The 23,751-nt window shown below is 43.2% G+C and carries 23 protein-coding genes; 6 read left to right on the top strand and 17 right to left on the bottom strand.

The features are described from left to right. Positions 1–200: 200 nt before the first annotated feature. Positions 201–1,229 (bottom strand): DNA polymerase III subunit delta, encoded by a 1,029-nt coding sequence (holA, locus tag BDE36_RS07545; protein ID WP_141814380.1) that lies wholly within the window; start codon positions 1,227–1,229, stop codon positions 201–203. Positions 1,230–1,285: 56 nt separating this feature from the next. Between holA and BDE36_RS07540 the strand changes: the two genes are divergently transcribed. Then, positions 1,286–1,738 (top strand): type I restriction enzyme HsdR N-terminal domain-containing protein, encoded by a 453-nt coding sequence (locus BDE36_RS07540; RefSeq protein WP_141814379.1) that lies wholly within the window; start codon positions 1,286–1,288, stop codon positions 1,736–1,738. A gap of 3 nt (positions 1,739–1,741) precedes the next feature. Here the strand turns inward: BDE36_RS07540 and BDE36_RS07535 are convergent, their stop codons facing one another. Genes BDE36_RS07535 through BDE36_RS07525 form a run of 3 tightly spaced genes read right to left on the bottom strand, consistent with a single transcriptional unit; the run spans position 1,742 to position 5,790 of the window. After that, entirely contained in the window at positions 1,742–2,395 is a 654-nt protein-coding gene (locus tag BDE36_RS07535) for a hypothetical protein (protein WP_141814378.1), read from the bottom strand. Between the two features lie 30 nt (positions 2,396–2,425). Further along, positions 2,426–3,067, bottom strand: coding sequence for a hypothetical protein (locus BDE36_RS07530; protein WP_141814377.1), 642 nt, complete (start codon positions 3,065–3,067; stop codon positions 2,426–2,428). A gap of 50 nt (positions 3,068–3,117) precedes the next feature. Next, positions 3,118–5,790, bottom strand: a complete 2,673-nt coding sequence (locus tag BDE36_RS07525; protein ID WP_141814376.1) for a valine--tRNA ligase — start codon at positions 5,788–5,790, stop codon at positions 3,118–3,120. Positions 5,791–5,937: 147 nt separating this feature from the next. Between BDE36_RS07525 and BDE36_RS07520 the strand changes: the two genes are divergently transcribed. After that, positions 5,938–6,696 carry a TVP38/TMEM64 family protein gene (locus tag BDE36_RS07520; protein ID WP_141814375.1) on the top strand — a complete coding sequence of 253 codons (759 nt, stop codon included), beginning with the start codon at positions 5,938–5,940 and terminating at the stop codon, positions 6,694–6,696. Here the strand turns inward: BDE36_RS07520 and murI are convergent. From murI to ppk1, 11 genes are all read right to left on the bottom strand, one after another. Continuing rightward, positions 6,693–7,520 carry a glutamate racemase gene (murI, locus tag BDE36_RS07515; RefSeq protein ID WP_141814374.1) on the bottom strand — a complete coding sequence of 276 codons (828 nt, stop codon included), beginning with the start codon at positions 7,518–7,520 and terminating at the stop codon, positions 6,693–6,695. The two genes, BDE36_RS07520 and murI, sit on opposite strands and share 4 nt — an antisense overlap. Before the next feature lie 2 nt (positions 7,521–7,522). Beyond that, positions 7,523–7,918, bottom strand: a complete 396-nt coding sequence (locus BDE36_RS07510) for a DUF1634 domain-containing protein (protein ID WP_141814373.1) — start codon at positions 7,916–7,918, stop codon at positions 7,523–7,525. Further along, positions 7,915–8,751: a sulfite exporter TauE/SafE family protein gene (locus tag BDE36_RS07505; protein WP_128769503.1), complete on the bottom strand. Its 837-nt coding sequence runs from the start codon at positions 8,749–8,751 to the stop codon at positions 7,915–7,917. The genes BDE36_RS07510 and BDE36_RS07505 overlap by 4 nt, the downstream gene beginning before the upstream one ends. 72 nt (positions 8,752–8,823) lie before the next feature. Next, positions 8,824–9,927 (bottom strand): glycosyltransferase family 9 protein, encoded by a 1,104-nt coding sequence (locus BDE36_RS07500; protein WP_141814372.1) that lies wholly within the window; start codon positions 9,925–9,927, stop codon positions 8,824–8,826. Positions 9,928–10,026: 99 nt separating this feature from the next. Next, entirely contained in the window at positions 10,027–10,581 is a 555-nt protein-coding gene (locus tag BDE36_RS07495) for a D-glycero-alpha-D-manno-heptose-1,7-bisphosphate 7-phosphatase (protein ID WP_235904260.1), read from the bottom strand. A 6-nt stretch (positions 10,582–10,587) separates the two neighbouring features. Beyond that, positions 10,588–11,313 (bottom strand): SDR family oxidoreductase, encoded by a 726-nt coding sequence (locus BDE36_RS07490; protein ID WP_141814370.1) that lies wholly within the window; start codon positions 11,311–11,313, stop codon positions 10,588–10,590. 259 nt (positions 11,314–11,572) lie between these two features. Continuing rightward, complete coding sequence (locus BDE36_RS07485; RefSeq protein ID WP_141814369.1) at positions 11,573–12,868, bottom strand: glycosyltransferase family 4 protein; 1,296 nt, start codon at positions 12,866–12,868, stop codon at positions 11,573–11,575. A gap of 34 nt (positions 12,869–12,902) precedes the next feature. Beyond that, positions 12,903–13,619 carry a glycosyltransferase gene (locus BDE36_RS07480; protein ID WP_235904259.1) on the bottom strand — a complete coding sequence of 239 codons (717 nt, stop codon included), beginning with the start codon at positions 13,617–13,619 and terminating at the stop codon, positions 12,903–12,905. A gap of 38 nt (positions 13,620–13,657) precedes the next feature. Continuing rightward, on the bottom strand, positions 13,658–13,915 hold the full coding sequence (locus tag BDE36_RS24125; protein WP_235904258.1) for a hypothetical protein: 258 nt from the start codon (positions 13,913–13,915) through the stop codon (positions 13,658–13,660). 158 nt (positions 13,916–14,073) lie between these two features. Further along, a complete protein-coding gene (locus BDE36_RS07475; protein ID WP_128769509.1) occupies positions 14,074–14,955 on the bottom strand; it encodes a Ppx/GppA phosphatase family protein in 882 nt (293 codons plus the stop codon). Beyond that, positions 14,956–17,016 carry a polyphosphate kinase 1 gene (gene ppk1, locus BDE36_RS07470; RefSeq protein WP_141814368.1) on the bottom strand — a complete coding sequence of 687 codons (2,061 nt, stop codon included), beginning with the start codon at positions 17,014–17,016 and terminating at the stop codon, positions 14,956–14,958. Positions 17,017–17,238: 222 nt separating this feature from the next. On the opposite strand from ppk1, the gene BDE36_RS07465 reads away from it, so the two are divergent. The 3 genes from BDE36_RS07465 to BDE36_RS07455 all read left to right on the top strand — a co-directional run bounded on the left by BDE36_RS07465 (position 17,239) and on the right by BDE36_RS07455 (position 18,706). After that, entirely contained in the window at positions 17,239–17,730 is a 492-nt protein-coding gene (locus BDE36_RS07465) for a YajQ family cyclic di-GMP-binding protein (protein ID WP_128769511.1), read from the top strand. A 33-nt stretch (positions 17,731–17,763) separates the two neighbouring features. Next, complete coding sequence (locus BDE36_RS07460; protein WP_128769512.1) at positions 17,764–18,186, top strand: GNAT family N-acetyltransferase; 423 nt, start codon at positions 17,764–17,766, stop codon at positions 18,184–18,186. Positions 18,187–18,250: 64 nt separating this feature from the next. Next, positions 18,251–18,706 (top strand): YbhB/YbcL family Raf kinase inhibitor-like protein, encoded by a 456-nt coding sequence (locus BDE36_RS07455; RefSeq protein WP_128769513.1) that lies wholly within the window; start codon positions 18,251–18,253, stop codon positions 18,704–18,706. A gap of 59 nt (positions 18,707–18,765) precedes the next feature. On the opposite strand, the gene BDE36_RS07450 is transcribed toward BDE36_RS07455, so the two are convergent. Then, positions 18,766–20,367, bottom strand: a complete 1,602-nt coding sequence (locus BDE36_RS07450; RefSeq protein ID WP_141814367.1) for a glycerol-3-phosphate dehydrogenase/oxidase — start codon at positions 20,365–20,367, stop codon at positions 18,766–18,768. A 354-nt stretch (positions 20,368–20,721) separates the two neighbouring features. Here BDE36_RS07450 and BDE36_RS07445 point away from each other — a divergent pair, with 354 nt between their 5' ends. Continuing rightward, complete coding sequence (locus BDE36_RS07445; RefSeq protein WP_202616895.1) at positions 20,722–21,489, top strand: DeoR/GlpR family DNA-binding transcription regulator; 768 nt, start codon at positions 20,722–20,724, stop codon at positions 21,487–21,489. Between the two features lie 42 nt (positions 21,490–21,531). On the opposite strand, the gene BDE36_RS07440 is transcribed toward BDE36_RS07445, so the two are convergent. Continuing rightward, positions 21,532–23,751: an alpha-N-acetylglucosaminidase gene (locus BDE36_RS07440; RefSeq protein WP_141814366.1), complete on the bottom strand. Its 2,220-nt coding sequence runs from the start codon at positions 23,749–23,751 to the stop codon at positions 21,532–21,534.

Genomic DNA, 23,751 nt, shown 5'->3' with positions numbered 1-23,751 from the left:
GGCCTCATTATACAAGAAAACTATCTGTTTCCGTAAATTCTTATCTGTGATTTCTCTATTCCTGTAATGCAGGAAAGCAGAGACGTTATTCTGCGGCAGGAAACATTTTGGAGTACTTTAGAGGGACTGTAAAGCCAGGTAAGACTTGTTGTTTCTATAACAAAGATTATAAGTCACTTATACTTATGACGTAAACTCAATCAGTGCAGGATCTTAAATATGAGCTCTTTTAGTAAGTCGCCATCTTCGGTATTTCCTGTCGAGTCCACTCCCTTTGTTTTAAGGTCATATTCGCGTAGGTAGCTGATCACTTCAAACGTGCGGGATAAATTGAAACTCTTCGCCGCCAGATGGTAATCTTTAATAAAGTAGGGATTTACCCCCAATTCCTTTGCAAGCGTCTGAGGGCTCCGGTCTGCTATATAATGGTATTTCAATATCTTGGTAAACCAGGTATTTAACGCTCCCAATACCATCTGTATTGGATTCGCTTTTGTGTTTGAGCCAAAATAGTTAATAATACGGTTCGCCTTCAAAATATCGCGCTTAGCCAAAGCATCCTGTAGTTCAAAAACATTGTATTCCTTACTTATACCAATGTTATTCTGCACATCGTCTACTGATATCTCATTGCCTTTCGGAATGTTTAACATCAGCTTCTCCAGTTCATTTGAGATCTTTGAGAGGTCGTTTCCGAGATATTCGGCGATAAGAGCAGCCGCCCGGGGATTGATGCGATAGGCTTTTTCCCTTACAAAGTCTTCTACCCAGGCAGGAACTTTGTTTTCGTAAATAACGGCCGATTCAAAAACGACGCCATTCTTCTCTATTGCTTTATAGGTCTTCTTCCGTTTATCGAATTTTCCGTGTTTATAGCAAAATACAAGAATGGTACTGGCAAGGGGTTTTTCGAGGTAAGTAAGAAAAGGATCGATCGACTTCTTATCTTCCGTTTCCTTCCCCCATTTCATGTCCTGCGCTTCCTTGATTAATACCAACTGGTAATCACTCATCATCGGAAAGCGTTTGGCAGAATTTAAAACGGTCATAATATCGGTATCCCGGCCATATAGTACCGTTTGATTGAAGCCCTTTTCTGCATCGGTAAGAAGATTTTTCTCAATATAATCACTAAACAGGTCGATATAAAAAGGCTCTTCGCCGTGAAACAGGTAAACCGGCTTGAATTTCCGGGCCTTGAGGTCGTTCAATAATGCAGCAACAGTCATTTCTGATGCTAAGGTAAGAAAATCATATTTGATTTTTTTTCCCGATTTTCGCGCTGATGTTTGAGCCAGTACCGTTAAATCTTCCTGCGTATCCTTTTAAAATAAAACAGGAAGGGGATGTAAATTTCATTTTTGATGATATCCGCAAGAAGTTCCTTGTATTAACACCCGAAGAGTGGGTAAGGCAACACTTCGTTCAGTTTATCATTCAGGAGAAGAAATACCCTAAAACGCTGATCAAGCTTGAAGGTGGCTTAAAATTGCATTCACTGCAAAAACGGACCGATATCGTGGTCTTCAATTCGCAGGGCGAAAAAATATTAATGATAGAATGTAAAGCCCCCTCCGTCGCCATAAATCAAAAAGTATTTGATCAGATTGCACGGTATAATATAGTCCACAAGATACCGCTTCTGGCTGTGAGTAACGGATTGCAGCATTATTACTGCACCATCGACTTCGAAACAAAAAGTTATAAATTCATCGAATCGCTGCCTGACTACAAGTGAGCATTAACTCTTTACCCTGATCGTAACCAGCTTCGGGTCGTATTTCGTAAAAGCCGCATGAGAAGAGCTGATCTTCGAGTCGCCCATGACATCTTTCGTGTCACTGGTCTCCGCATTTTCAGGAAGGGCAAACACACCACCAAAGCAAGGAATGTCACCGGCAAGCTTTCCTTTATTAAAGCTAATAAAGGTGCCTCCGTAGTCCCATCCGAAACCATAAAGACTTATGGTTGTTCCGCCATTGAGCTTTTCCATCTCCTTCAGCGTAGTGCCGATCTTTATTCCGTTCACAAAGTGGTAGGGCGATTCAGGACTGGTGATCTCAAGGTGATCGATCGTTTGATAGGGTTCCTTCTTTTCCTTCCAGTGCACAATGATCTCCTTCGGAGATCCTTTCCAAAGGGTTGTTACGAAGCCTTCAAATGAACCTTCCTTAAAAAGGGAGTCTTGAGTAACATTCGCTTTACCCACCTTCCCTGTAAGCGACTGCATATCATTATCCAGATCTATATCACCAATCCCCCAGCAGGTAATTTCGCTTCCTCCTTCACTCGCAGTGTCTATAGATTGTATCTTTTTAGCTGCTTTGTCGCCCTTATCGGATGAATTATTGCATGCAGCGAAGAGCAGTATACTTAGAAAAAGAAAAACGCGCATAGTTATTGAATTATGTATGTTAAAGGCTTATTATTTTGCTGTAACCCGGATGCTTCCCAACATAACTTCCATCCTGTTAAAAATATCGTCGGAAGACTCTACTACTTTCCTCTTTTTAAAAGCATCATATGCATCTTTATAGATATTCTCCTGGCTCACCCATTCCAGCTTTCCGCCAAAACAAGAGTTTGTACGCGAGAGATCACCGTTATTGAAGCTGATAATGAGGCCACTCTCTACCTCGCCATAAAAATTATTAAAGGTAAGAGGCATAAAGCCGTTTCTTCTGACCAGATCTTTGAGTGATAACCCAACCCTCAAACTGTCGCTCGTCATATACGGAGAGTCAGAAGCACCGGTCTCGATATATTTTATCCGCTTAAAGGGGGCATCCTTTTCGTGCTGAAAAATAATGTTTACCTGCTTAGGTTTACCTTCCCAAAGGCTAAGGAACTTCCCCTCCACATTGTTCTCATGTTCGGTGATAGCGTCGCGGCCAAATTTCTTTTTGAGTTCCGGATAGGTATCTGTAAGTTTCACATCTCCTATGCCTTCGCAGGATACAAGAATTTTAGCGTCAACCTGTGGTTTTTCGACTACCTTCTTCTTTTTTGACGGCTGCTGACAGGCAAAAAGAGAGACTAAGAAAATGAATAAAAAAGTTTTTCTCATATTTAAGTTTTAGGGTATTACAAATGTCAATCCTGCATCGGTCTTCCTGCTTAAAACAGTTTCAGACCTTCTTCAAGGATTATAATTTTGGCCTCTGCATCCGCCTTCTTTTTACGTTCGTTCTCAACTATGTCGGGCTTTGCATTCTGAACAAACCGCTCATTAGAAAGTTTTCCGTTTACTGCCTTAAGAAATCCTTTGAGATAGTCCAGTTCCTTTGTTATACGCTCGCGCTCGGCCTCTGCATCTATATTCCCTTCAAGGCTTACAAAGAACTCATCGCGGCCCGCTATAAACGCAGCGGCTCCGGCAGGCTTTTCTTCTACAAAGGATACTTCGGTGATATTTGCCAGTTTATGAATGATCGGCAGATATTCAGAATACTCAATATCGGAGTTGGCATTGATAGCCAGGGGCAGGGCTTCCTTTGGAGAAATCTGCTTACTGTTGCGAATATTACGAACTTCCGAAATAACTTGTTTCACTATATCTATTTCTCTCAGAAGCTTTCCATTTATTTCCCCCGATACAGGATAAGGAGCAACAATACAACATTCCATTGCACCTCTTTCAGCAAATATTTCGTCGTGCCATAGCTCCTCGGTAAGAAATGGCATAAAAGGATGGAGCAATTTCAGAATACTCTCAAAGAACGCTTTGGTAGCATCAAAGGTTCGGCTGTCGATAGGAAGCTGATATCCCGGTTTTATCATTTCCAGGTACCATGCACAGAAATCATCCCATACCAGTTTATATATCGCCATCAGGGCTTCAGAAAGACGGTACTGTTTGAAATGATTTTCTATTTCTATTAAGGCCTCGTTAAAGCGGCTCTCAAACCAGTTTATCGCAGCAATATTTTCTTTACCTGCTTCGGAAGCTTCGGTTACGGTCCATCCTTTAACAAGCCGGAACGCGTTCCAGATCTTGTTAGCAAAATTACGACCCTGTTCGCAGTAAGATTCGTCGAACATCAGGTCGTTTCCTGCAGGTGAACAAAGCAGCATCCCTACCCGAACGCCGTCAGCGCCATAGGTTTCGATCAGCTCAATCGGGTCGGGAGAATTACCCAACGACTTCGACATCTTCCGGCCAAGCTTATCTCTCACTATACCTGTAAGATAAACATTCCTGAACGGCACTTCTCCCCTGAACTCATTACCAGCCATAATCATCCTGGCAACCCAGAAGAAAAGGATTTCGGGCGCTGTTACAAGGTCGTTCGTTGGATAGTAATAGTTGATGTCGGCATTTCCTTTTTCCTCGGGATGGCCGCATACTTTCGGATCGAACACCGACATTGGCCAGAGCCAGGAAGAGAACCATGTATCTACCACATCTTCGTCCTGACGGATGCTCTGAAAACTGATGTTGGCATTCCGGAATTCCTGCTCTGCGGCTGCAAGATCGCTGGCAACAACCCATTCGCCTCTTTCGTTATACCATGCAGGAATCCGCTGGCCCCACCACAGCTGGCGACTGATACACCAGTCCTTCACATTCTCCATCCAGTGGCGGTAGGTATTCATAAATTTATCAGGAATCAATTTAATATCCCCCTTCAGAACGTATTCGAGGGCAGGTTTTGCCATCTCTTCCATCCTGCAAAACCATTGCAGAGATAATTTAGGCTCTATCGCCGCGTCGGTACGCTCAGAAAAACCAATCTGTGATTTATAATCTTCAACCTTTTCAAGCATACCTGCCTCTTCGAGCATACGGGCAATTTTCTTGCGCGCAACAAAACGCTCCTCCCCTACAAGTATTTCGGCCTTTTCGTTTAAGGTACCGTCGTCGTTCAGGATATCAATTACAGGCAGGTGGTGTTTAACACCCAGTTCGTAGTCGTTCAAGTCATGTGCAGGGGTAACTTTCAAGCAGCCCGTACCGAACTCCATTTCAACATACTCATCTTCAATTACGGGGATCTCGCGGTTGATCAAAGGAACAAGCACCTTCTTTCCTTTTAAAAAGCGATACCGTTCATCATTAGGATTGATACAAATTGCTGTATCCGCCATTATTGTTTCCGGCCGGGTCGTGGCAATGACAATATAGCCGGGAATTTCGGATTGCTGGTTGTGAGTTGCAGGTTGCAGGCCCGAACCCGCAATCTGATATCTGATGTAATACAGTTTCTGATTTACCTCTTTACGGATCACTTCCTCATCCGAAACGGCAGTCATTCCCTTAGGATCCCAGTTTACCATCCGTATCCCGCGGTAGATCAGGCCTTTTTTATAAAGATGAATAAAAGTATCCTTAACAGCTTCCGAAAGAGCCTCATCCATTGTGAACCGGGTGCGGTCCCAGTCGCAGGAAGCACCCAGCTTTTCGAGTTGCTTGAGAATGATACCGCCGTATTTTTCTTTCCACTCCCATGCGTATTTCAGAAATTCCTCGCGGCTTATATCCTTCTTCTCTATTCCTCTTTCTTTAAGCATAGCCACTACCTTTGCTTCGGTAGCGATAGAAGCGTGGTCGGTACCTGGCACCCAGCAGGCATTTTTTCCCTGCATCCTTGCTTTGCGAATGAGAACATCCTGAATGGTATTGTTCAACATATGCCCCATATGGAGGACGCCCGTCACATTCGGCGGAGGAATTACGATAGTATAGGGCTCACGCTCATCAGGTTCCGAATGAAAAAACTTTTTTTCCAGCCAGTAACTATACCACTTATCTTCGGCTTCTTTAGGGTCGTATATTTTAGAAATACTCATTTTCTTGGGGATGAAATCAAATAATGCGCAAAAATAGCTTTTTAAGATCAGATTTCCGTTGCTGGCTGCACATTGAGCTTCAGGATAGCATTACACTCAAGCAAGTTTGTATTTTTTTTGTTATACGAAATAAACACGATAACATCTATGCCTGACAATATTAAAGAAATAGTAAAGAAACACAAAAACCTTCCCCTGTGGATTTCATTGGCAATAATTATACTTCTGGTTGGATCCTACTTTATCATTCCGTCATTTCATCAGCAGGTAAATGAAGGGTTCCAGGTTTTGATGAGTAAAGACAAACAACGAGCTGAAGCCTGGGTAAAACAGTTTGGATTATGGGGACCTGCAATCATTATAATTACCATGACCTTACAGGCCTTTTTACTCTTTATCCCGAACTTTCTGCTGATGATAGTAGCAGTAATATGCTATGGCCCCTGGTGGGGAAGTCTTATCTCGATCTTCGCAGTGCTCGGCGCCTCTACTGCCGGTTATTACACGGGAATATACCTGGGTCCATACGCCCTGAAAAAGCTGATCGGAGAAAAAACACAGAAGAGTATCCAGAGCTGGGTCCATCGCTATGGGATAGGCGTCGTGGCTGTTATCCGGACTTCGCCTATTCTTCCGAATGACGCCCTCCATTTTGTTGCCGGCTTACTGAGGATGGGTTTTTTAAGGTATATACTCGCTACTGTTGCCGGCACGCTTCCGCTCGTAATTCTGATTGCTGTTTTCACAGGGGAAGAGAGTATGGACAAAGCGATACTTTGGATATCGGTTATCAGCACGATCCTCTTCCTGATTTATGTATTGGTAGATTTTATAATCAGGAAACGAAAGAGACAGACTATGCGCCTAACGGGTTATGAAAACGATCAAAATAACGTATCCCGTTAGATTTCAATATGTTCGGATTCTACCGGATACTCCAGAAATATAGCAGCTTTATCATTGAAATTGCCGCACGATTCCGTCGTGAAATAGCGAATTGTACCTCCATCTGAACAGAGGGCTTCGATCTCAGCATGTCTGTTCAGATAGTCCTGAAGACTCTGAGCCACGAGTTTTCCCTGAGACACGATCTGGATATGAGGAGGAAGAAATTGACGTATCTTAGAGATAAGGAGAGGGTAATGCGTGCACGCAAGAACGACTGTGTCTATCCCGGGGCATTTGCCCAGAAGGTTATTTAAATTCTTCTGAATAAAATAATCAGCTCCGGGTGAATTAAACTCATTATTCTCCACAAGTGGTACCCACATCGGGCAGGCTTCCTGGAACACTTCAATAGTCGGGAAAAACTTTTCAATTTCGATCACGTAGGACCCGGAAGAGACAGTACCCGGAGTAGCGAGAATTCCGACTTTTCCGGATCTGGTATAGGAACCTACGATTTCAGCAGTAGGCCTGATCACGCCCAGTACCCGCCGAAGCTCTTTCGACCTGGGCAAGTCATTTTGCTGAATGCTGCGAAGTGCTTTTGCCGACGCCGTATTGCAGGCAAGGATCACCAGACGACAGCCCATACCAAACAGTTGCTCAACACATTCAAGAGTATAACGGTATACCGTTTCGAAAGACCGTGTACCATAGGGAACACGTGCATTATCGCCTAAATAAATGTAATCATATCCGGGCAGTTGTTTTACTATCTCCTTAAAAACGGTCAGGCCACCATAACCTGAATCAAATATTCCTATTGGTGCAGCTTTTGTTGTCATGTTTATCCTCCCAAGCCTCCAAGCATTCCAAATATAATAATACCAAGTACAATGAGAGTGATAAGAACATACAAATAGTCCTTTTCAATGGCAAAAGCAACAGCTGAGAAAAATATCCGCAGGATCGGCGTTGCGAGTAAAACAACTACGCCCAGCTGAATAATAGCAGAGCCGCTAAAAGACCAAACGCCTTTAAAAATACCCGGCAGATGACGAAGCTCATCGGGTGCTCCTTTAAAAATGCGGTAATCAGGAACTTCTGAACCATGACGCACGAGGTAAATGATTCCTCCCAGCAGAGCCACGGCGCTGGCTGTAAAAACACCTGTTCTTAAAAGCCGTCCGACGAATGAGGCGACATCGCTATCGTTACGGAATGATTTAATAATATTCTTCATAGATTGCCCATTAAACCATTATATATCATTTCCAGAGCAAGAAAGCTTATGACGATGCTAAACAAAATGCGAAGCTTTTTAGTACTGGCGCCAACAAGTATCCTGGACCCGGCAAATGCTCCTCCCAATACGCCTATTACCACAGGCATAGCCAACCCCGGATCGATATAACCGCGCTGGAGGTAAACTACGGCACTGGCGGCAGCTGTTACTCCTATCATAAAGTTGCTGGTGGTTGTACTTACTTTAAAAGGCACACGCATAACGGTATCCATGGCCAACACTTTCAATGCGCCTGACCCGATGCCTAACAATCCGGAAATTACGCCGGCAAGTGTCATAAGAGCATATCCTCCGGCAACCCGTTGTACCTTATATTCAACGATCCCCTCTTTAGAGGGATAGCTGCCATTTAATTTCAGACGACGGGCCAGTAAGCTTTTTTCTTCAGTTTCTGCCACTTCATTCTTTTTGCGCATCGACATCATCGCCGAGAATAGAAGTACAATACCGAAAATGATAGCAACGATATGGGTAGCCGTATATATGGCAATAAGCGCTCCGATTATTGCACCGGTCGTGGTTGCAATTTCAAGGAACATCCCAATCCTTATATTCGTTATACCTTCTTTAATGTACGCTGCGGCAGATCCCGAAGATGTGGCAATTGAAGCTACGAGGGCACTGCCAATGGCGTATCTGATGTCGACGTCAAAAACCAAAGTCAGAAGCGGTATCAGTACTACACCACCGCCGAGACCGGTTAGCGAACCAAGCAGCCCTGCGACAAAGGCTCCGGCAAGTAAAATGAGTGTAAACAGGAGTATCGACATAACGAAATAGCCGCAAACTTAGGGAAATCATAAAGGAAACAGAAGGATAATTTGCCTAAAGTGGCATTGCGATTAGATTGGCAGCTCTGGTATCAACTCCCCGTCGCCGGAAAGAATGGTACGCACTGCATCAACTATTTCCTGTGGTTTCACCATCGGAGCCGGAACAGAGAAGTACTTTTCGTTCACAAAGTTTATTATTTCATTCCTGCTTCGCATCTCTTCGGGTACGTCAAAGGTCAATACTTTTCCAGTTGTTTTCCAGGGAAAATGCTGTGGGTTTGTAAGGGCATAGAGTACTACGACTGGCGTTTGTGTAGCCGCCGCAAGGTGTATCGTTCCGGTATTTACAGAAATAACGAGCGGAGCTTTTTTTACCAGGAGAATAAATTCAAGAAGCTCCAGCTCTCCGGCCAGCGAAAAGGCGCGCTCGCCTATACCATTTTTCAGCTTATCGGTTAAGCATTTTTCCGAAGGCCCGCCTGTAATAAGCAGCTGATAGTCATTGGCGAGGGCTATCCCTGCTTCTATCCATAACTCCAGGGGATACTCGCGCTTTTGTTCGCTCACTCCGGGATGCAGGATTATCCAGGGTCTTTCCGTAGCAATATGTAAAGTCTGTAATTTAGCTGAAAGTGTAGTCCATCGACTTTCATCAACCTCTATAAATAGTTTTTCATTTGAAGTTAGCGCTCCCACCCCGGCGACCAGATCAAGGTCTCTTCTTACCTGATGCTTTATCTGTGAATAAGGCTCTTTATCTGGGACCCAATCAGTAAGAAGCTCGTAGGGATTCTCTCTGCAATAGCCTAAACGTCTAGGAATCCCGGCCAGATAAGCCAGCATAACGGTAGGCAGGGGATTCTGACTGTAGACTGTAAAAACCACAGCTGCATCAAAATCCCTTTCCTGTATCTCTTTGATCACTTTATTCAATGAATCGGGCGCAAGGGGAGCCTTTGCCTTCACCCAGGGCAGATCGAAAACAATTACTTCATCTACTTCAGGAATCATTCGCGCTATCCCAGCCGCCATAGATGACGTAAGAACAGTGATCTTTGCACCGCTGCTTTCCTTTAAAGCCCTGATCGCCGGAACCGACATTAACAGATCGCCCATATTATCCGGACGGATACAAAGTATATCTTTACAGTTTCTCCAGTCTTCTCTTAACATTGTAAGTTGTAAGTTATACGACAACGTTGTAAGCTTCAACTGTCCACTTTTCCATTGTCCATTGTCAACTGTCCCCTGTCCATTGTCACCTGTCCATTGTCACCTGTTTAAAATGAGCAATGCAGCTTCATTAATGTTCTTCACTAAATAATCAGGAATCCGGCTTTCTTTAAGATGCCACTCTGTTTCGTTCCCATTGTTAATTAATATAGACCGGCAACCTGCCTTTTTTCCTGCTTCAACGTCATTAAGGATATCTCCTATCATCCAGGAGGAGGAGAGATCTATATTGAAGTCGGTGGAGGCCTTAAAAAACATTCCCGGCTCTGGTTTACGGCAATCGCACTCTATACAGTATTCCTCAACATTTCCCAGGGGATGATGCGGGCAGTAGTAAAATCCATTGAGCGTCACCTGTTCCTCTCCCAGCAGGTCCTGAATTCTGGACCTGACTCCGTTCAGTGCTTCTTCCTTAAAAAGGCCTCTGGCAACCCCCGATTGATTGGATATGATAATGATCAGGTATCCATTATGGCTAAGTCGCCTGAGACCTTCAACCGCATTTTCCTGCAGCGTTATCAAGTCCGGATCAGTATTGTACGGAATGTCGGGAATAAGGGTGCCGTCCTTATCTATAAATACAGCCTTGTTCATCAAATGTTATGGCCACGAAGTTTCTTTAAAAGGGATCACCATTAATTCCGGAATAATGGTATCCGTATCGTTTAACAGCAAGTGTTTGATTTGGGCAGCTACATTGGCTGGATCCTGTAAAACAGACGGATCAATATCAGGGAAACGATCCAGGAGAAAAGGCGTTCTCATTCCGCCAGCGATTAAACCGGTTACTTTTACGTTCGATTTACGCGCTTCTGTAAACAGCGCCTGAGTAAATCCACGTAAGCCCCATTTACTTGCATGATACACCGAGGCTTCAGTCCAGGCCCTCAATGCGGCAGTGGATATAATGTTAATGATATATCCGCTTTGCTGTTCTGCCATTACAGCCAGCCCGAACTTGGCTGTGAGAAATGGTCCACGCAGATTAACTTTCATGGCGCTGTCCCATTCTGACACAGAAAGCTCAGTGATAGGCTTTGTAAAATCTATACCGGCATTATTGATAAGAACATCCAGACTTCCGTACTCACTTTTAATCGAAGCAATTACGTCCTCAACGCTCTTCTCTTCGCTGAGGTCAAGACGTTTGAATACTGCTTTCAAATTCCTGCTTTGAATCTCCCCGGCTGTCTCTTCCGCCTTTCCCTGCTGAATATCTCCAATAATTACGGTCGCCCCAGCTTCCGCTAAAGTTTCACAAATTGCTTTACCGAGTCCCTGCGCTCCTCCGGTTACTAAAATTACTTTTCCGTTTAAGTTTTCCATTTTTATTTTGACTATTAGCTGTTAGCTATTGGCTATTAGCTTTTTGATCGGCGTTCAGCAACATGCGCTGCATTATTAGCCAACGGCTGTCAAGCTTCCTGCATTAATTATTAATAGTTATCTGATACTTTTACTTACCAGTCCCCTGTTCTACATTTGAGCAGATAAGCTGACAGTATCAGCCCTTCACATTTTTTTCGGACCTGAATACCGGCTGTCCATTGTCCCCTGTCCATTCTCAATTGTCCATTGTCCATTGCTAAGCCGCCTGACTCTTCTTATTAATCTTAATCTGAGGTCGTAGTTCGAGTGACGATCGGTAAGTCGACATCAAAACACGTTCGTACAGATTGCCAGTCATTTTTGCCACATTTTGCCATGTGAACATAGAGTTTACGCGTTTCAACGACTCACGGCTCATTTTAGACAGAAGCGCTTGATCTGAAATTAACTGAGATACCTTTCCGGCAAGCGCTTCAGGGTTGTTAGGCGGAACAAGAAACCCTGTTTCTCCGTCGATGATACTGTATTTTATTCCTCCTACGTTCGATCCGATCACCGGAGTACCACATGCCATAGCTTCCAAAGGTGTAATACCAAATGGCTCATACCAGGGAGTCGTTATAAAGATGTCTGCAGCTGCGTAATAGTATTTTAATGAATCGCGATTCTTACGGCCTAAAAATGTTACAGATGCCGAGACGCCTTTTTCAACAGCTATATTCTGAAGACGCGCAATTTCAGGGCAGGTCGCTGGATCCGGAATATCGGTTTCGCCACCAACAATGACTAACCTTAGCGGCTTTTCCGCCTCCTTTAAAAATTCAAGACATTTTATTACGTTGTCAACGCCCTTTCGTGGAACCATCCTGCCGAGCTGAAGCAGAATATGCTCGTTGTCATTCAGATTTAACAATGCTCTCGCTTCCTGCTTATCCATCGGATGAAATTCTTCAGGACTAAAGCCACATGGAATAACGGTAATTTTACCTGCAGAGGCGTTATAGTATTCTATTAAATCTTCTCTGTCTTGCGGACACTCCGCGATGATCTTATCCGCTTTGCTGATAGTGTCCTCTTCAATTAGCAGCCGTTCGGCAGGAAACTTGTCCTGCTCCTTCTGATGAACCCTCCTGACATGACCCAGCGCATGGAATGTTACTACGAAAGGGATATCTAAAGCCTCCTTCAGCTCGGCCGCTACCTTTGCTGACATAAAGAAATTAGCGTGAACCAGGTCGTACTGAATCTGCTCCTTCGCAATAAAGGATAGCATGCTGTCTCTGAGCTCGGGCATGTACGGCAAAAGTTCTTCCTTTGGCACAAAACAAACCGGGCCCGCCTTTACATGGACCACCCTTACTCCCGGCAACCAATTTACTACCTTTGGTAAATTCGCATCATCCCACCTTGTAAAGACATCAATATGGAATCCTGTACGGGCCAGAAATTTAGCAAGTTCGGCTACATATACATTTTGTCCACCGCTGTCAACTCCCCCTAGAGCAGCCAATGGGGATGCATGCTCGCTGATGAAAGCTATTTTTTTGTTCATGAAATTCATAAGTAGGATGTATTATTCTGTTACTCTATACGTTTGCCCCAAGTCTGATAGCGCTTTTCTTAGAGCGTGCTTCTTTTATCACAATGTTGAAAGTACTCTCCCAGTCCCTTGCGAAACGGTTTATATTAAATCGTTCCTGAACTACTTTTTGTCCCTCCCTGCCTAGTTTTGTGGCCATCTCAGGATCTCTTATCAGTTCCGTCATCCTTTCGGCGAGGTAATTAGTATCTGTGTGTATGTAACCTGATACTCCGTTCTGAATTACGGTAACCAGCTCTGTAGTTGCCAGGCCAACAACAGGTATCCCAATCATCATCGTTTCGAGAATGGATAGTCCGAGACTTGTGTACCTGATAGGATTAAAGAAAAAGCGGTACTTGCTTATAAATGCCGGCAAGTCTCCATGTTTCACTTCACCAAGTCCGAGTTCCTCCGACCCCATACCTATGAGGTCAAGCGGAACATGTTTCCTGAGTTCAAGAAACACATCCAATCCGAGGCGTCTGCCCCTTTTTTGAATATTATTGATCACAACAATGCCGCGGTCGAGCTCCCCGGAGTATTCTACCTGGGGAACTAAAACTCCGTGATCTATTACATGAGTAGGGCAGCGGTTATTATCCCACATCAGCTGATTGAAATGGGTAACATGAACAAGCAGCACTTCGGGATCGTCAACTATGTGCTTTGTGTCGGTAGGTGTTTGACGTGGAGGATCATGCTCAAGATAAATTTTGGGCAATTCTCTTTGTTCAGCACTTAATATCTCGAACTGATCGGTCAGATAATTCCTGGCTGACTGAAAAAGGATACAATCAAAATCCAGCTCCCTGACTTTATCAGCGGGAACGACATGGACATTTGGGCCGAAAGGAAAGTTTCTCCGCGCCCGTAATAGCCTTCTGACCTATCATCCTTTACAGGTATATATAAATCATAATTACCTTGCGACAGATAGTAAAGATAACTACCATGTATGTGCCATGTAATAATTTTCAGGCGTGTATTACCGCCAGTTATAGACTGTTGTTGTAGCATGAGTTTTTCAAGGATACTTATGATTAACACTTTCTTACAAGAACAGTTTTTTATAGACAGGCGAAAAATGTGATTTAAGGTAGAAACAAGCGTTTCTTATAGGTAAAAAGGCTTCACTGCTTTGCAGGAAGCCTTTAAATGACGAATAAGCAGGATGTTTAGCTTTTTATGTTTTTATCTATCAGTGTTTGAATGATGCCATCTACCAATCCAACCCGGGGAACGTACATATGTCTTACCGACGCCCATTTCATTACAGTCAGGTAAATTTCGCAGGCTGGAATAATAACGTCAGCCCGGTCCTGATTCAAACCAAGTACGCTTATTCTTTCCTTTAAAGAGTGTGACCTCAGATGCAGATAAATATCATTGAGTTTATTAATACTGAGAGGCTTGCCGTCTTTCTCTTCGGATATTCTGAAAAGTTTGTTGATATTCCCGCCAGTACCTATTCCGGAGAGGTTCTTATACTTGCGCGTATTTTCCTTGATCCATTGCTTCATTTCCTCCCAGGTCTCGGGGGCATCGGCGTTATCAAGCATCCGCACAGTACCGATCGGAAATGAACGAGCGAACGCTATTCTGCCTCCCGAAAATACCGACAGCTCTGTACTACCCCCGCCTACATCTATGTAGAGGTAGTTTTTATTCAGATCAAGGTTTTCTGCGATGTGGGTCGAATAGATAATATTTGCCTCCTTCTGCCCTTCAACGATTTCAAGCTCTATGCCCGCCTCACTCTTCACCATGGATACAATGTCGGCTCCGTTCCGCGCTTCACGCATGGCAGAAGTGGCACAAGCCATATAGTCTTCCACTTTATACACATCCATCAGCTGCCTGAATGCGGTCATCGTTTTAATAAGATCCCTGGCCTTTGCCGGAGATATTTTTTTATCCAGAAAGGCGTCATCACCAAGTCGCAACGGAACCCGGATGAGTGTATTTTTTTTAAATCCCGTGTCTTTCCCTTTTTGAATAATGTCTGCTATCAGCAAACGCACGGCGTTTGATCCGATATCTATAGCTCCGTATCTCAATTATTGTCTTTTATTTTTAAGGTATATATAAATGTCATTCTGTGCCCTATATCTTTTTCCTCTTCCCGGTTTTCTGTAGCGGTTATTATTCTGCCTGTTTATCTCACGTGCTTTTGTATTATCCTTCAACTGGATAGAAATGATGTCGCGAATCTCCTCCTTTACACGGGGATCCAGAACAGGAAAGCTTACTTCAACACGGCGATCCAGGTTCCTCGTCAGAAAATCCGCCGATGATAAAAATACTTTCTCATCACCGCCATTGGTAAAAATCCATACCCGGGCATGTTCAAGATACTTATCGATAATGCTGATCACTTTAATATTTTCACTAAGGCCCGGTACGCCGGGTATCAAACAGCACATTCCCCTGATGATCATTTGCACTTTCACCCCGGCAGCCCCAGCTTCATAGATTTTTTCAATCATTTCTTCATCTGCAAGGCTGTTCATCTTTAAAATCATTCCTGCCGGCTTGCCGTCTTTCTGGTTACGGATTTCATTGTCGATCAGCGCGTATATCTTCCTCCTCGTTTCAAGAGGCGAAACAATCAAATATTTGTAATCATTGTAAAAAACCTTCTTTTCAAGTCCCCTGAATAACTTTTTGAGCTCTTTTGCAATCCCCTGGTGAGTGGTAAACAGGCTGTGATCACAATACAGCTTTGCCGACTTTTCATTAAAATTGCCTGTTGCCAGATTCGCATAGTAAACAGACCTGCGTTTTTCAATACGTGTGATCAAACAGATCTTGGAGTGAACTTTATAATCGAGTAAACCATAATTCACGAAAACACCTTCTTCTTCGAGCCGGTTAGTCCAGTAAATATTATTTTGTTCATCAAAACGCGCCTTCAGCTCTATAAGGCAGTTCACTTTCTTACCATTCCGGGCCGCATTAATCAGGGCATTGATCACTCTTGAATTCTCCGCAAGCCGATACAGTGTAATATGGATTTCTGTAACTTTTGGATCAATGGCTGCCTCCCTTAAGAAATGGATTATATAATCAAACGACTGGTATGGCAAATTTATCAGGTAGTCGCGGCCTGAAATCTGATTAAAGATACTTTTACTTAGATCGAGATCGGGCACTTCGAGGGGGGCAGGTTTTGTATACTCAAGCTCCTTTCTTCCGATATTAGGGAAAGCGATAAAATCTTTAAAATTATGGTATCTGTTTCCAGGGATCAGGCTGTCAGCATCCAGATGAAGCTTATCAACGAGATATTTCAACATCTCGTGGGGTATACTATTATCATAGAGCAACCTCATCGGCTTTCCCTTTTTCCGTTTCTGAAGGCTCTTGGTTAAAGTATCGATAAATTTTTCGCTTACAGTTCTGTCGATTTCAAGTTCAGCATCCCTGGTGAGCTGTATTGAGTATGCTTCTACAGTAGGATAATCGAAAATAAAGTATATCTCATTCAAACAGTACCTGATAATGTCGTCGAGCAGGATAACAAAGCGGAGATTGTTGGTTTCGGGGAGCACGATGAACCGCTCAAGGCTTTCAACAGGAATCTCTACCAAACTGTACTTTGCTTTCTCTTCCTTTCCTTCCTTACGAAGACGTACGAAAAAGTAAATCGCGCGGTCTTTCAGTTCGGGGAAAGGTTTATCGTCGCTTAACATCAGGGGAACCAACGTTGAAAGGAGCTTTTCCCTGAAGTATTTCCTTAGAAATTCTCCTCTCGCAACATTCAGCTGGTGTTCGTTAATGATAAAAATCTTTTCTTCGGCAAGCTCCTTAATGATGTCGTTCTCATACAGATCGTCAAATTTACGTTCCTGTTTTACGACAATCTCCTTTATCTCTTTTAATATCTTTTTGGGATTGTATCCTAACTGCTCTTTTGCCTTTGCATTGATATCCGCCAGTCTGCTTAAAGTAGGAACTCTGACACGGTAAAATTCATCAAGGTTAGAAGAGAAAATGGACAAAAAGCGCAATCTCTCAATCAAAGGCACACTCTTATCAGCCGCCTCCTGCAACACCCTTTCATTGAAATACAACCAACTGATTTCCCGATTAATAAGCGGTCTCTTTTGCTTCGACATTAGTATATTTACGCAGCCGGTTCAATACCGTCAATTGCAAAGCTGCTGATTTATTGTTAACTTAATATTAAATACTGGTATTATTTCCTTTTCTTCATCTTCATACTAAACCGATAAATTCATAAATTGTTAAACAATACATTTCGGTTAGGCTAAATGTATAATAATTTTAAAGTTAAATTTTTACCTTCGAACCAACATTCTTTCAACAACATTAAAGGCATGCCTTCATTCGATATAGTAAGCAAAATAGACGGACAAACTCTTGACAACGCTATTAACAACGCAAAAAAAGAGATATTGAACCGGTACGACTTCAACGACTCAAAAAGCAGCGTTGAGCTTGATAAAAAAACCAACGAGATCACTATCGTTACTGAAAACGATATGCGACTGAAAGCGATACAAGATTCCATTATTTCGAGGATGGTAAAGCAACACCTTGACCCCAATGCGCTCGACATGGGTAAAGAACAATACGCATCGGGAAATATGCTGCGTAAAGAAATCAAGATCAAGGAAGGTATAGACAAAGAAACATCCAAAAAGATCATAAAGAAAATCAAAGACAGCGGCTTGAAGGTTCAGGCATCGATTATGGATGAACAAGTCCGCGTGCAGGGGAAGAAGATCGATGATCTTCAGTCTGTTATCTCACTCCTGCGGTCTGAAGATTTTGGACAGCCTTTGCAGTACATCAACATGAGGAATTAATTCCTCCGTTCACAACAAACTACAACTGATAGTATGAGTATAGCTATTTCTGCCGACAAATCTATGCTGGATATTCCTATGATCCATCGATACCTTAGTGAGCAATCTTATTGGGCAAAAAACATCCCTCTTGAAACAGTTGAACGTTCGATTGAAAACTCGTTGTGCTTTGGTGTTTATTCAGAAAGCAGGCAGGTTGGTTTTGCAAGGGTTATTACGGATTGTGCCACTTTTGCTTACCTCGCTGATGTTTTTGTTTTACCTGAATACCGTAAAAAGGGATTGTCAAAACAGCTGCTTGCTTTTATAAGGGAATATCCGGCTCTTCAGGGTTTGAGACGATGGATGCTGGGCACTGCTGATGCCCATGGACTATATAGAAAGTTTGATTTTTCGGGATTGGCACATCCGGAACGACTTATGGAAATAAGCGTCCCTAATATTTATCAGCAATAATTATTCTTTCGCTTAAACTTTTATTTGCAGGGCTTGTTCTTGAACCGAAAAACAAATAATGCGAATGAGAATAAAGACTGTTTTTGAACACGGTGAAGAAGTTCCGCTGCCGTATACCTGTCTTGGATTAAACACCAGTCCCCCTTTGGTATTTCAGGACTTACCCCAGAACACCGAAAGTCTTGTATTGATCTTTGAAGATGTTGATGCAACACCAAAAGCCTGGACACACTGGATGGTATTTAATATCCCCCCGTCAAGTATAATGGTTGATGAAGGCACTATACCTCTGGGTGGTATAGAAGGCTTAGCCAACAACCATACTTTCGGTTATGAAGGTCCATGCCCAAGATATTTCCAGGGAACGCATCATTACTGGTTCAGGCTCTATGCGCTCGACTGTATGCTTGATTTGCCTGCGGCCTCCGAAAGAGTGGACGTTGAAAAAGCTATGGAAGGGCATATTATTAGCAAATCGGAATTGCTGGGACGGTGTACCCGCCCTGAAAACCTACAATAATAATAAAGAAGACACAGCGCTCTGAGGGCTCAGAGCCCCTGTGCCTTTTTTCAAATCATTTAAACTTCAAGTCTTTCGGGTTTTCTATAGGGTTTTAATAAATAGCCTTTGGCGATATCAATAAAGGCGTCGACCTGTTCTCTTTCCCAATCAGCATCTTTATCTAGTTCGCCGGCGAGTAAAGCTGCTACCGTGGGTGCCATATCTATTGCTGCCTGAGCATCAAGAAACAAAGCTCTTACCCGTCTCGCTAATACATCTTCTACGGTTCTGGCCATCTCGTGTCTAACGGCCCATACCACCTCAACTTTGGTAAAAGGCAAATCAGAATGAAGCCTTTCCTGCCATTCGGGGTTCTCTTTAGCCAGTTTCATCAGATCTTGCTGGTCGGTTCCATATACATACAGATGGTCGGTAAAATCGACAGTCTTCCTGCTCCCGTGCACAGGTAGGTCCTTTGTTTTACAAGGCAATGCCTTTAAATTACCCACCTTTATTGCTTTGTCGATGGTATCCTCGCCCATTCTTCTGAATGTAGTCCATTTCCCTCCAGTTATTGTAATAAGTCCCGAATCTGATACGATGATCTTGTGACTGCGCGAAATTTCTTTCGTCTTAGCAGAATCACCCTGGGGTGCGGCCAGGGGACGAAGACCTGCAAAAACACTTAAAACATCCTTCCGCGAAGGCGCCTTCGACAGATATCTTGACGCTGTATTGAGAATAAACTCAATTTCTTCTTCCAGGGCCTTAGGCTCCATACTATGTTCATTCAGTGGCGTATCAGTTGTTCCTACAACCAGTTTGTCATGCCATGGCACAGCAAAAAGAACGCGGCCGTCATCTGTTTTCGGAATCATAAGGGCGTCGTCACCGTTCATAAATGACTTATCGAGAATAATATGGACACCCTGGCTTGGTCTCACCAGCGGCTTGCGCGCGGGCTCATCCATTCTTAACAGGTCGTCAACAAAAACTCCGGTAGCATTTATTACAGTCTTCCCTTTAATATTATAAACTTTGCCTGTTTCTTCATCATTCACAATTACTCCTGCTGTTTTACCATTCTGCTTCAGCAAGCTCTTAACACAGAAATAATTTAAAATGGTAGCGCCCTTTTCAAGACATGTCTGAGCCAGATTTACTGCAAGCCGCGAATCGTCAAACTGCCCGTCGTGGTAAACAACGCCACCGTATAGCCCTTTCTGCCTGATTGTAGGAATCCGCCGGATAACCTCCTTCTTTGAAATATGTTTAGAACGTCCAAGGCTCAGTTTACCCGCAAGCAAATCGTACATGGTTAATCCGATTGTGTAAAAAGCACCACCCCACCATTCGTAGTTTGGAATAATAAAGGATTCGTTTTTTACCAGGTGTGCTGCATTACGGAGAAGAAGACCCCGTTCATACAATGCCTCTCTAACCAGTCCCACGTCACCCTGTGCCAGATATCGCACGCCTCCATGGACAAGTTTCGTACTTCTGCTTGATGTTCCTTTTGCAAAATCAGCCTGCTCAAATAAAACTGTTTTGAATCCCCGGGCTGCAGCATCTAAAGCAGCCCCTAATCCCGTCGCCCCGCCTCCAACTACAATCACATCCCAGACGTCAGCGGGATTTGAGATCCCTTTTATGATTTCGCTTCGCTTAATATTTTTCATTTTATATTGGTTTTACTGTTATCCTACTTAAAGATATCCAAAAGTAAAAAATAACAAAACGAAATAAAAGAAAAATAAAAAATAATATGTCGAAATTTCTTATTTCTTGTTTTGTTAAGATATGGCGGTTTAGAAAGGAAACAAAACCCAAACAAAAGAGATGTTCGTAAAATGATCGGTTTATACATTAAATTGATACCACCCGCAAGGAAAAAGCTATTATAAATTAGGAAAAATAACAATAAAATAATGATGTATAATCGGAGCGAAATTGTAATTTTAGGTTTAAGAATTTATTCTATACTTTTGGTTTATTATTGACAATACCCATAAAAGCACTAAATCTATCCATACATGATAAGTATTACCGACCGGCACCAACTAATTCTGCAAAAACTTAAAGAACACGGACATGTAAGCGTTCAGGAATTAAGTTCAGAAATGGACGTGTCTGATGTTACCATCAGAAAGGACCTGAAGTTACTGGAAGATAAAAACCTTCTTTTTAGAACACACGGAGGCGGATCCGTCAAAAATCCGTATGCTAATGACAGGCCTGTAAACGAGAAAGAACAGTTATACAGGGAAGAAAAACAGAGAATAGCAAAAGAAGCCGCCAAAATGATCGGCCAGAACGACTCGATCATTATTGCTTCAGGCACAACTGTTCTTGCACTTGCGCGGTGCATAAATCCGTTAAGCCACCTTACTGTTATTACCTCAGCCCTGAATGTTGCTCTTGAATTATCTCATCGGCCAAACGTCGAAGTGTTACAATTAGGCGGACAACTGCGGCAAAATTCGTCATCGGTGGCTGGGCCTTATGCCGAAGAATTATTAAAGGATGTTACCTGCGGAGTGCTGTTCCTTGGGGTTGATGGCATCGACCCTGAAACCGGACTTACAACAACCAGTTTGATGGAAGCCCGCCTGAATCAAAAAATGATGGATGCAGCACAGGTAACTGTGGTGCTGGCCGACAGTTCGAAGTTCGGAAAACGGGGCCTCGGGAAAATTTGCAGCCTTGATAAGATCCAGCATATTATAACCGACAGCGGAATTTCGGGCTCTATGAAATCTGTTCTCGAAGAAAGCGGAATCAAAGTTACTATCGCAGAATAAATTTATGTTTGCGGCTAAACTACAGTAGCCGCAAACATTTTTTTAATCCTTATCAGCCTGTTTTATCAACTTTTCATACTTCCGGTACATTTGCTTTGAGAAACCAACTGGATCGCCCGACGGCATGTCATTGTATGAGTTTGTTTTCTGTACCCAGCTCCATTCCCAACTTTTAATTTTACTTTCAAATACTTTCAGGTTCACCTCCTTGTCATTTTCCATAAGCGGGATAACGTATTCAAAGAACTGCTTCCAGCGTGGTTTATAAAAATCATGAAGTAGTCCTGCCCATTGTTTACAGGCATAGTCGTTCAAAACGCTGTTCTCATCGCCCCAGAGAGTTATTTGATTTCTGGCATTCATCTCATAAAGCCGTTTCTCTTCAGCACTAGTCCCCCATTTTCGGGCTGCATTCAACCACCTGCCCAATAAAAAATCTTTTCTGGAAGAAAGCAGCTTATCCACATCGTCAATAACCATTAAAAACTCATTGCTGTACTTTTTGAAGTTAGCCACATCTTTTGCTTTGTAAGCTTTGGCGAATCGCTGCTGTAATGTATCTGCATAGTTTACCAGTACTTGCCTGGTCAGGTCTACCAGGTCATACTGAAAGCCGTCGCTGTTCTTCAAGTCTGGCGATGCGGTGATTAACAAATTCCAGGCAGGCAGCAGATCTTTCGGATGATAGGCCTTTTTCGTATTTGTCCAGCGTGTAGTTTTATTAAATGTAGGTCTTCCTGTTATAATCGATTCCGGGCCACCCGAAGTAATGGCTCCATTGTATACTGTATTCCTTAATACTTCCCATGCCTTTATTGCATTCTGATTCCTCTTGCCATACCGGCGACTGGAATAGTCTGGTAGCCACGTCGCCAGATCTATCGGTTTATCCCTCCAAACATGCTCAAGCATGAGTTCGTACATCACGGGATTCTGCTCTATAGCTTCCGGAGTGAGACCAATCCCTACAAGGTTACCTGACTTTGGATCGTGAAGAGCGTTGGCCGGATCATTAGCTACATTGTTCATACGGCCATACATACTGATATTGCCACCAAAGTTGTGGAGCATACACCATATCCAGGGCTTGCCGTAGTAAGCTTCTGTCCGGTTCCACACTGGCTTACTTTCACTATATAAGTCCAGGATGATCATTCTATCATTGGGAATTCCATTCAACAGGGCTTTGATCTGCGTAGGCTGCCAGAACTTTGCTGAATAAGAAAACATCCACCCTTGCATTATCCATGTAGCCTTACTATCAGCTTCGGCCATAGACTGGTAAACTTTTCGACTGATATCGTTTAAATATGTCGAATCATTCGTTGGAGGGGTATTTTCATTGAAAGTATCGGCAGAATACAAATGATCCGTACCAAATGTTTTTATTTCTTCCCCAATGAATTTTTTACCTATCGCCAGGAACATTGGATCATCAGGATCCAGGATATACACATCAGGGAATCCCTGCCATGAGGTCTTCTTTAGCTTGGCCTGCGGATATCTATCTTTAAACGAAGGAGGGACATGACCTGTAAAGGCCGGCAGAACTGGAGTCATTCCCAGCTCTCTTTCCCGTGAAAGGATCCTCTTCTGCAACGCTTCATGCATTTCCATAAAACTTTGCGGAAGCGGGCCGCCCCATCCATCCAGATTCCCCATCCAGAACCAGTTAAAATAAGCTGGCCCGCTGAAGAATCCGGCAAGATCTTTGTCTGTAAAACCCAGGCTTTTATAAACGCGATCCCAGATTGAATTTTGCCCCGTAAGAGCAAGCGGCATATTAATCCCATTGAGGGCCATCCAGTCAATTTCCCATTCCCAACGGTCCCAATCCCACCAGCTCATGGTATAATTAAAAGTACAATAGTTTAAATTATACCGATATGTATATGGAGTCTGCTTGTGAATCTTCTCCTTCGGCAAAGGCAGCTTTGGAGGGAGATTCAAATTTGTTCCGTTCCAGCCAATATCGCAACCTGCAAAGTTCTTCAGGTAATAATTCAGCGCGCTAGCTACCGAAACCCCATTCGGTCCGCTCAATAGTATCTGCCCATTTTTTGTTTCAATCTGAAAAACATCCTTTCCGTTTTCCTGAGGAATAAAAGCTACATCGAAAAAGTGCGAGTGAGAGGGTAGTATTCTTTTTATCAGGCTTCTAACAGCACTTTTATTAAGGCTGGAACCAGCTTCCTGTGTGTAACCCGAATAAGAGGATATGAAGATAGCTAGGAAAGTAATTAAAAAAAGTTCTTTTTTCAT

This window comes from Arcticibacter tournemirensis, assembly GCF_006716645.1.
Classification (GTDB): Bacteria; Bacteroidota; Bacteroidia; order Sphingobacteriales; family Sphingobacteriaceae; genus Arcticibacter; species Arcticibacter tournemirensis.
This window is presented reverse-complemented; position numbering and strand designations above follow the sequence as displayed.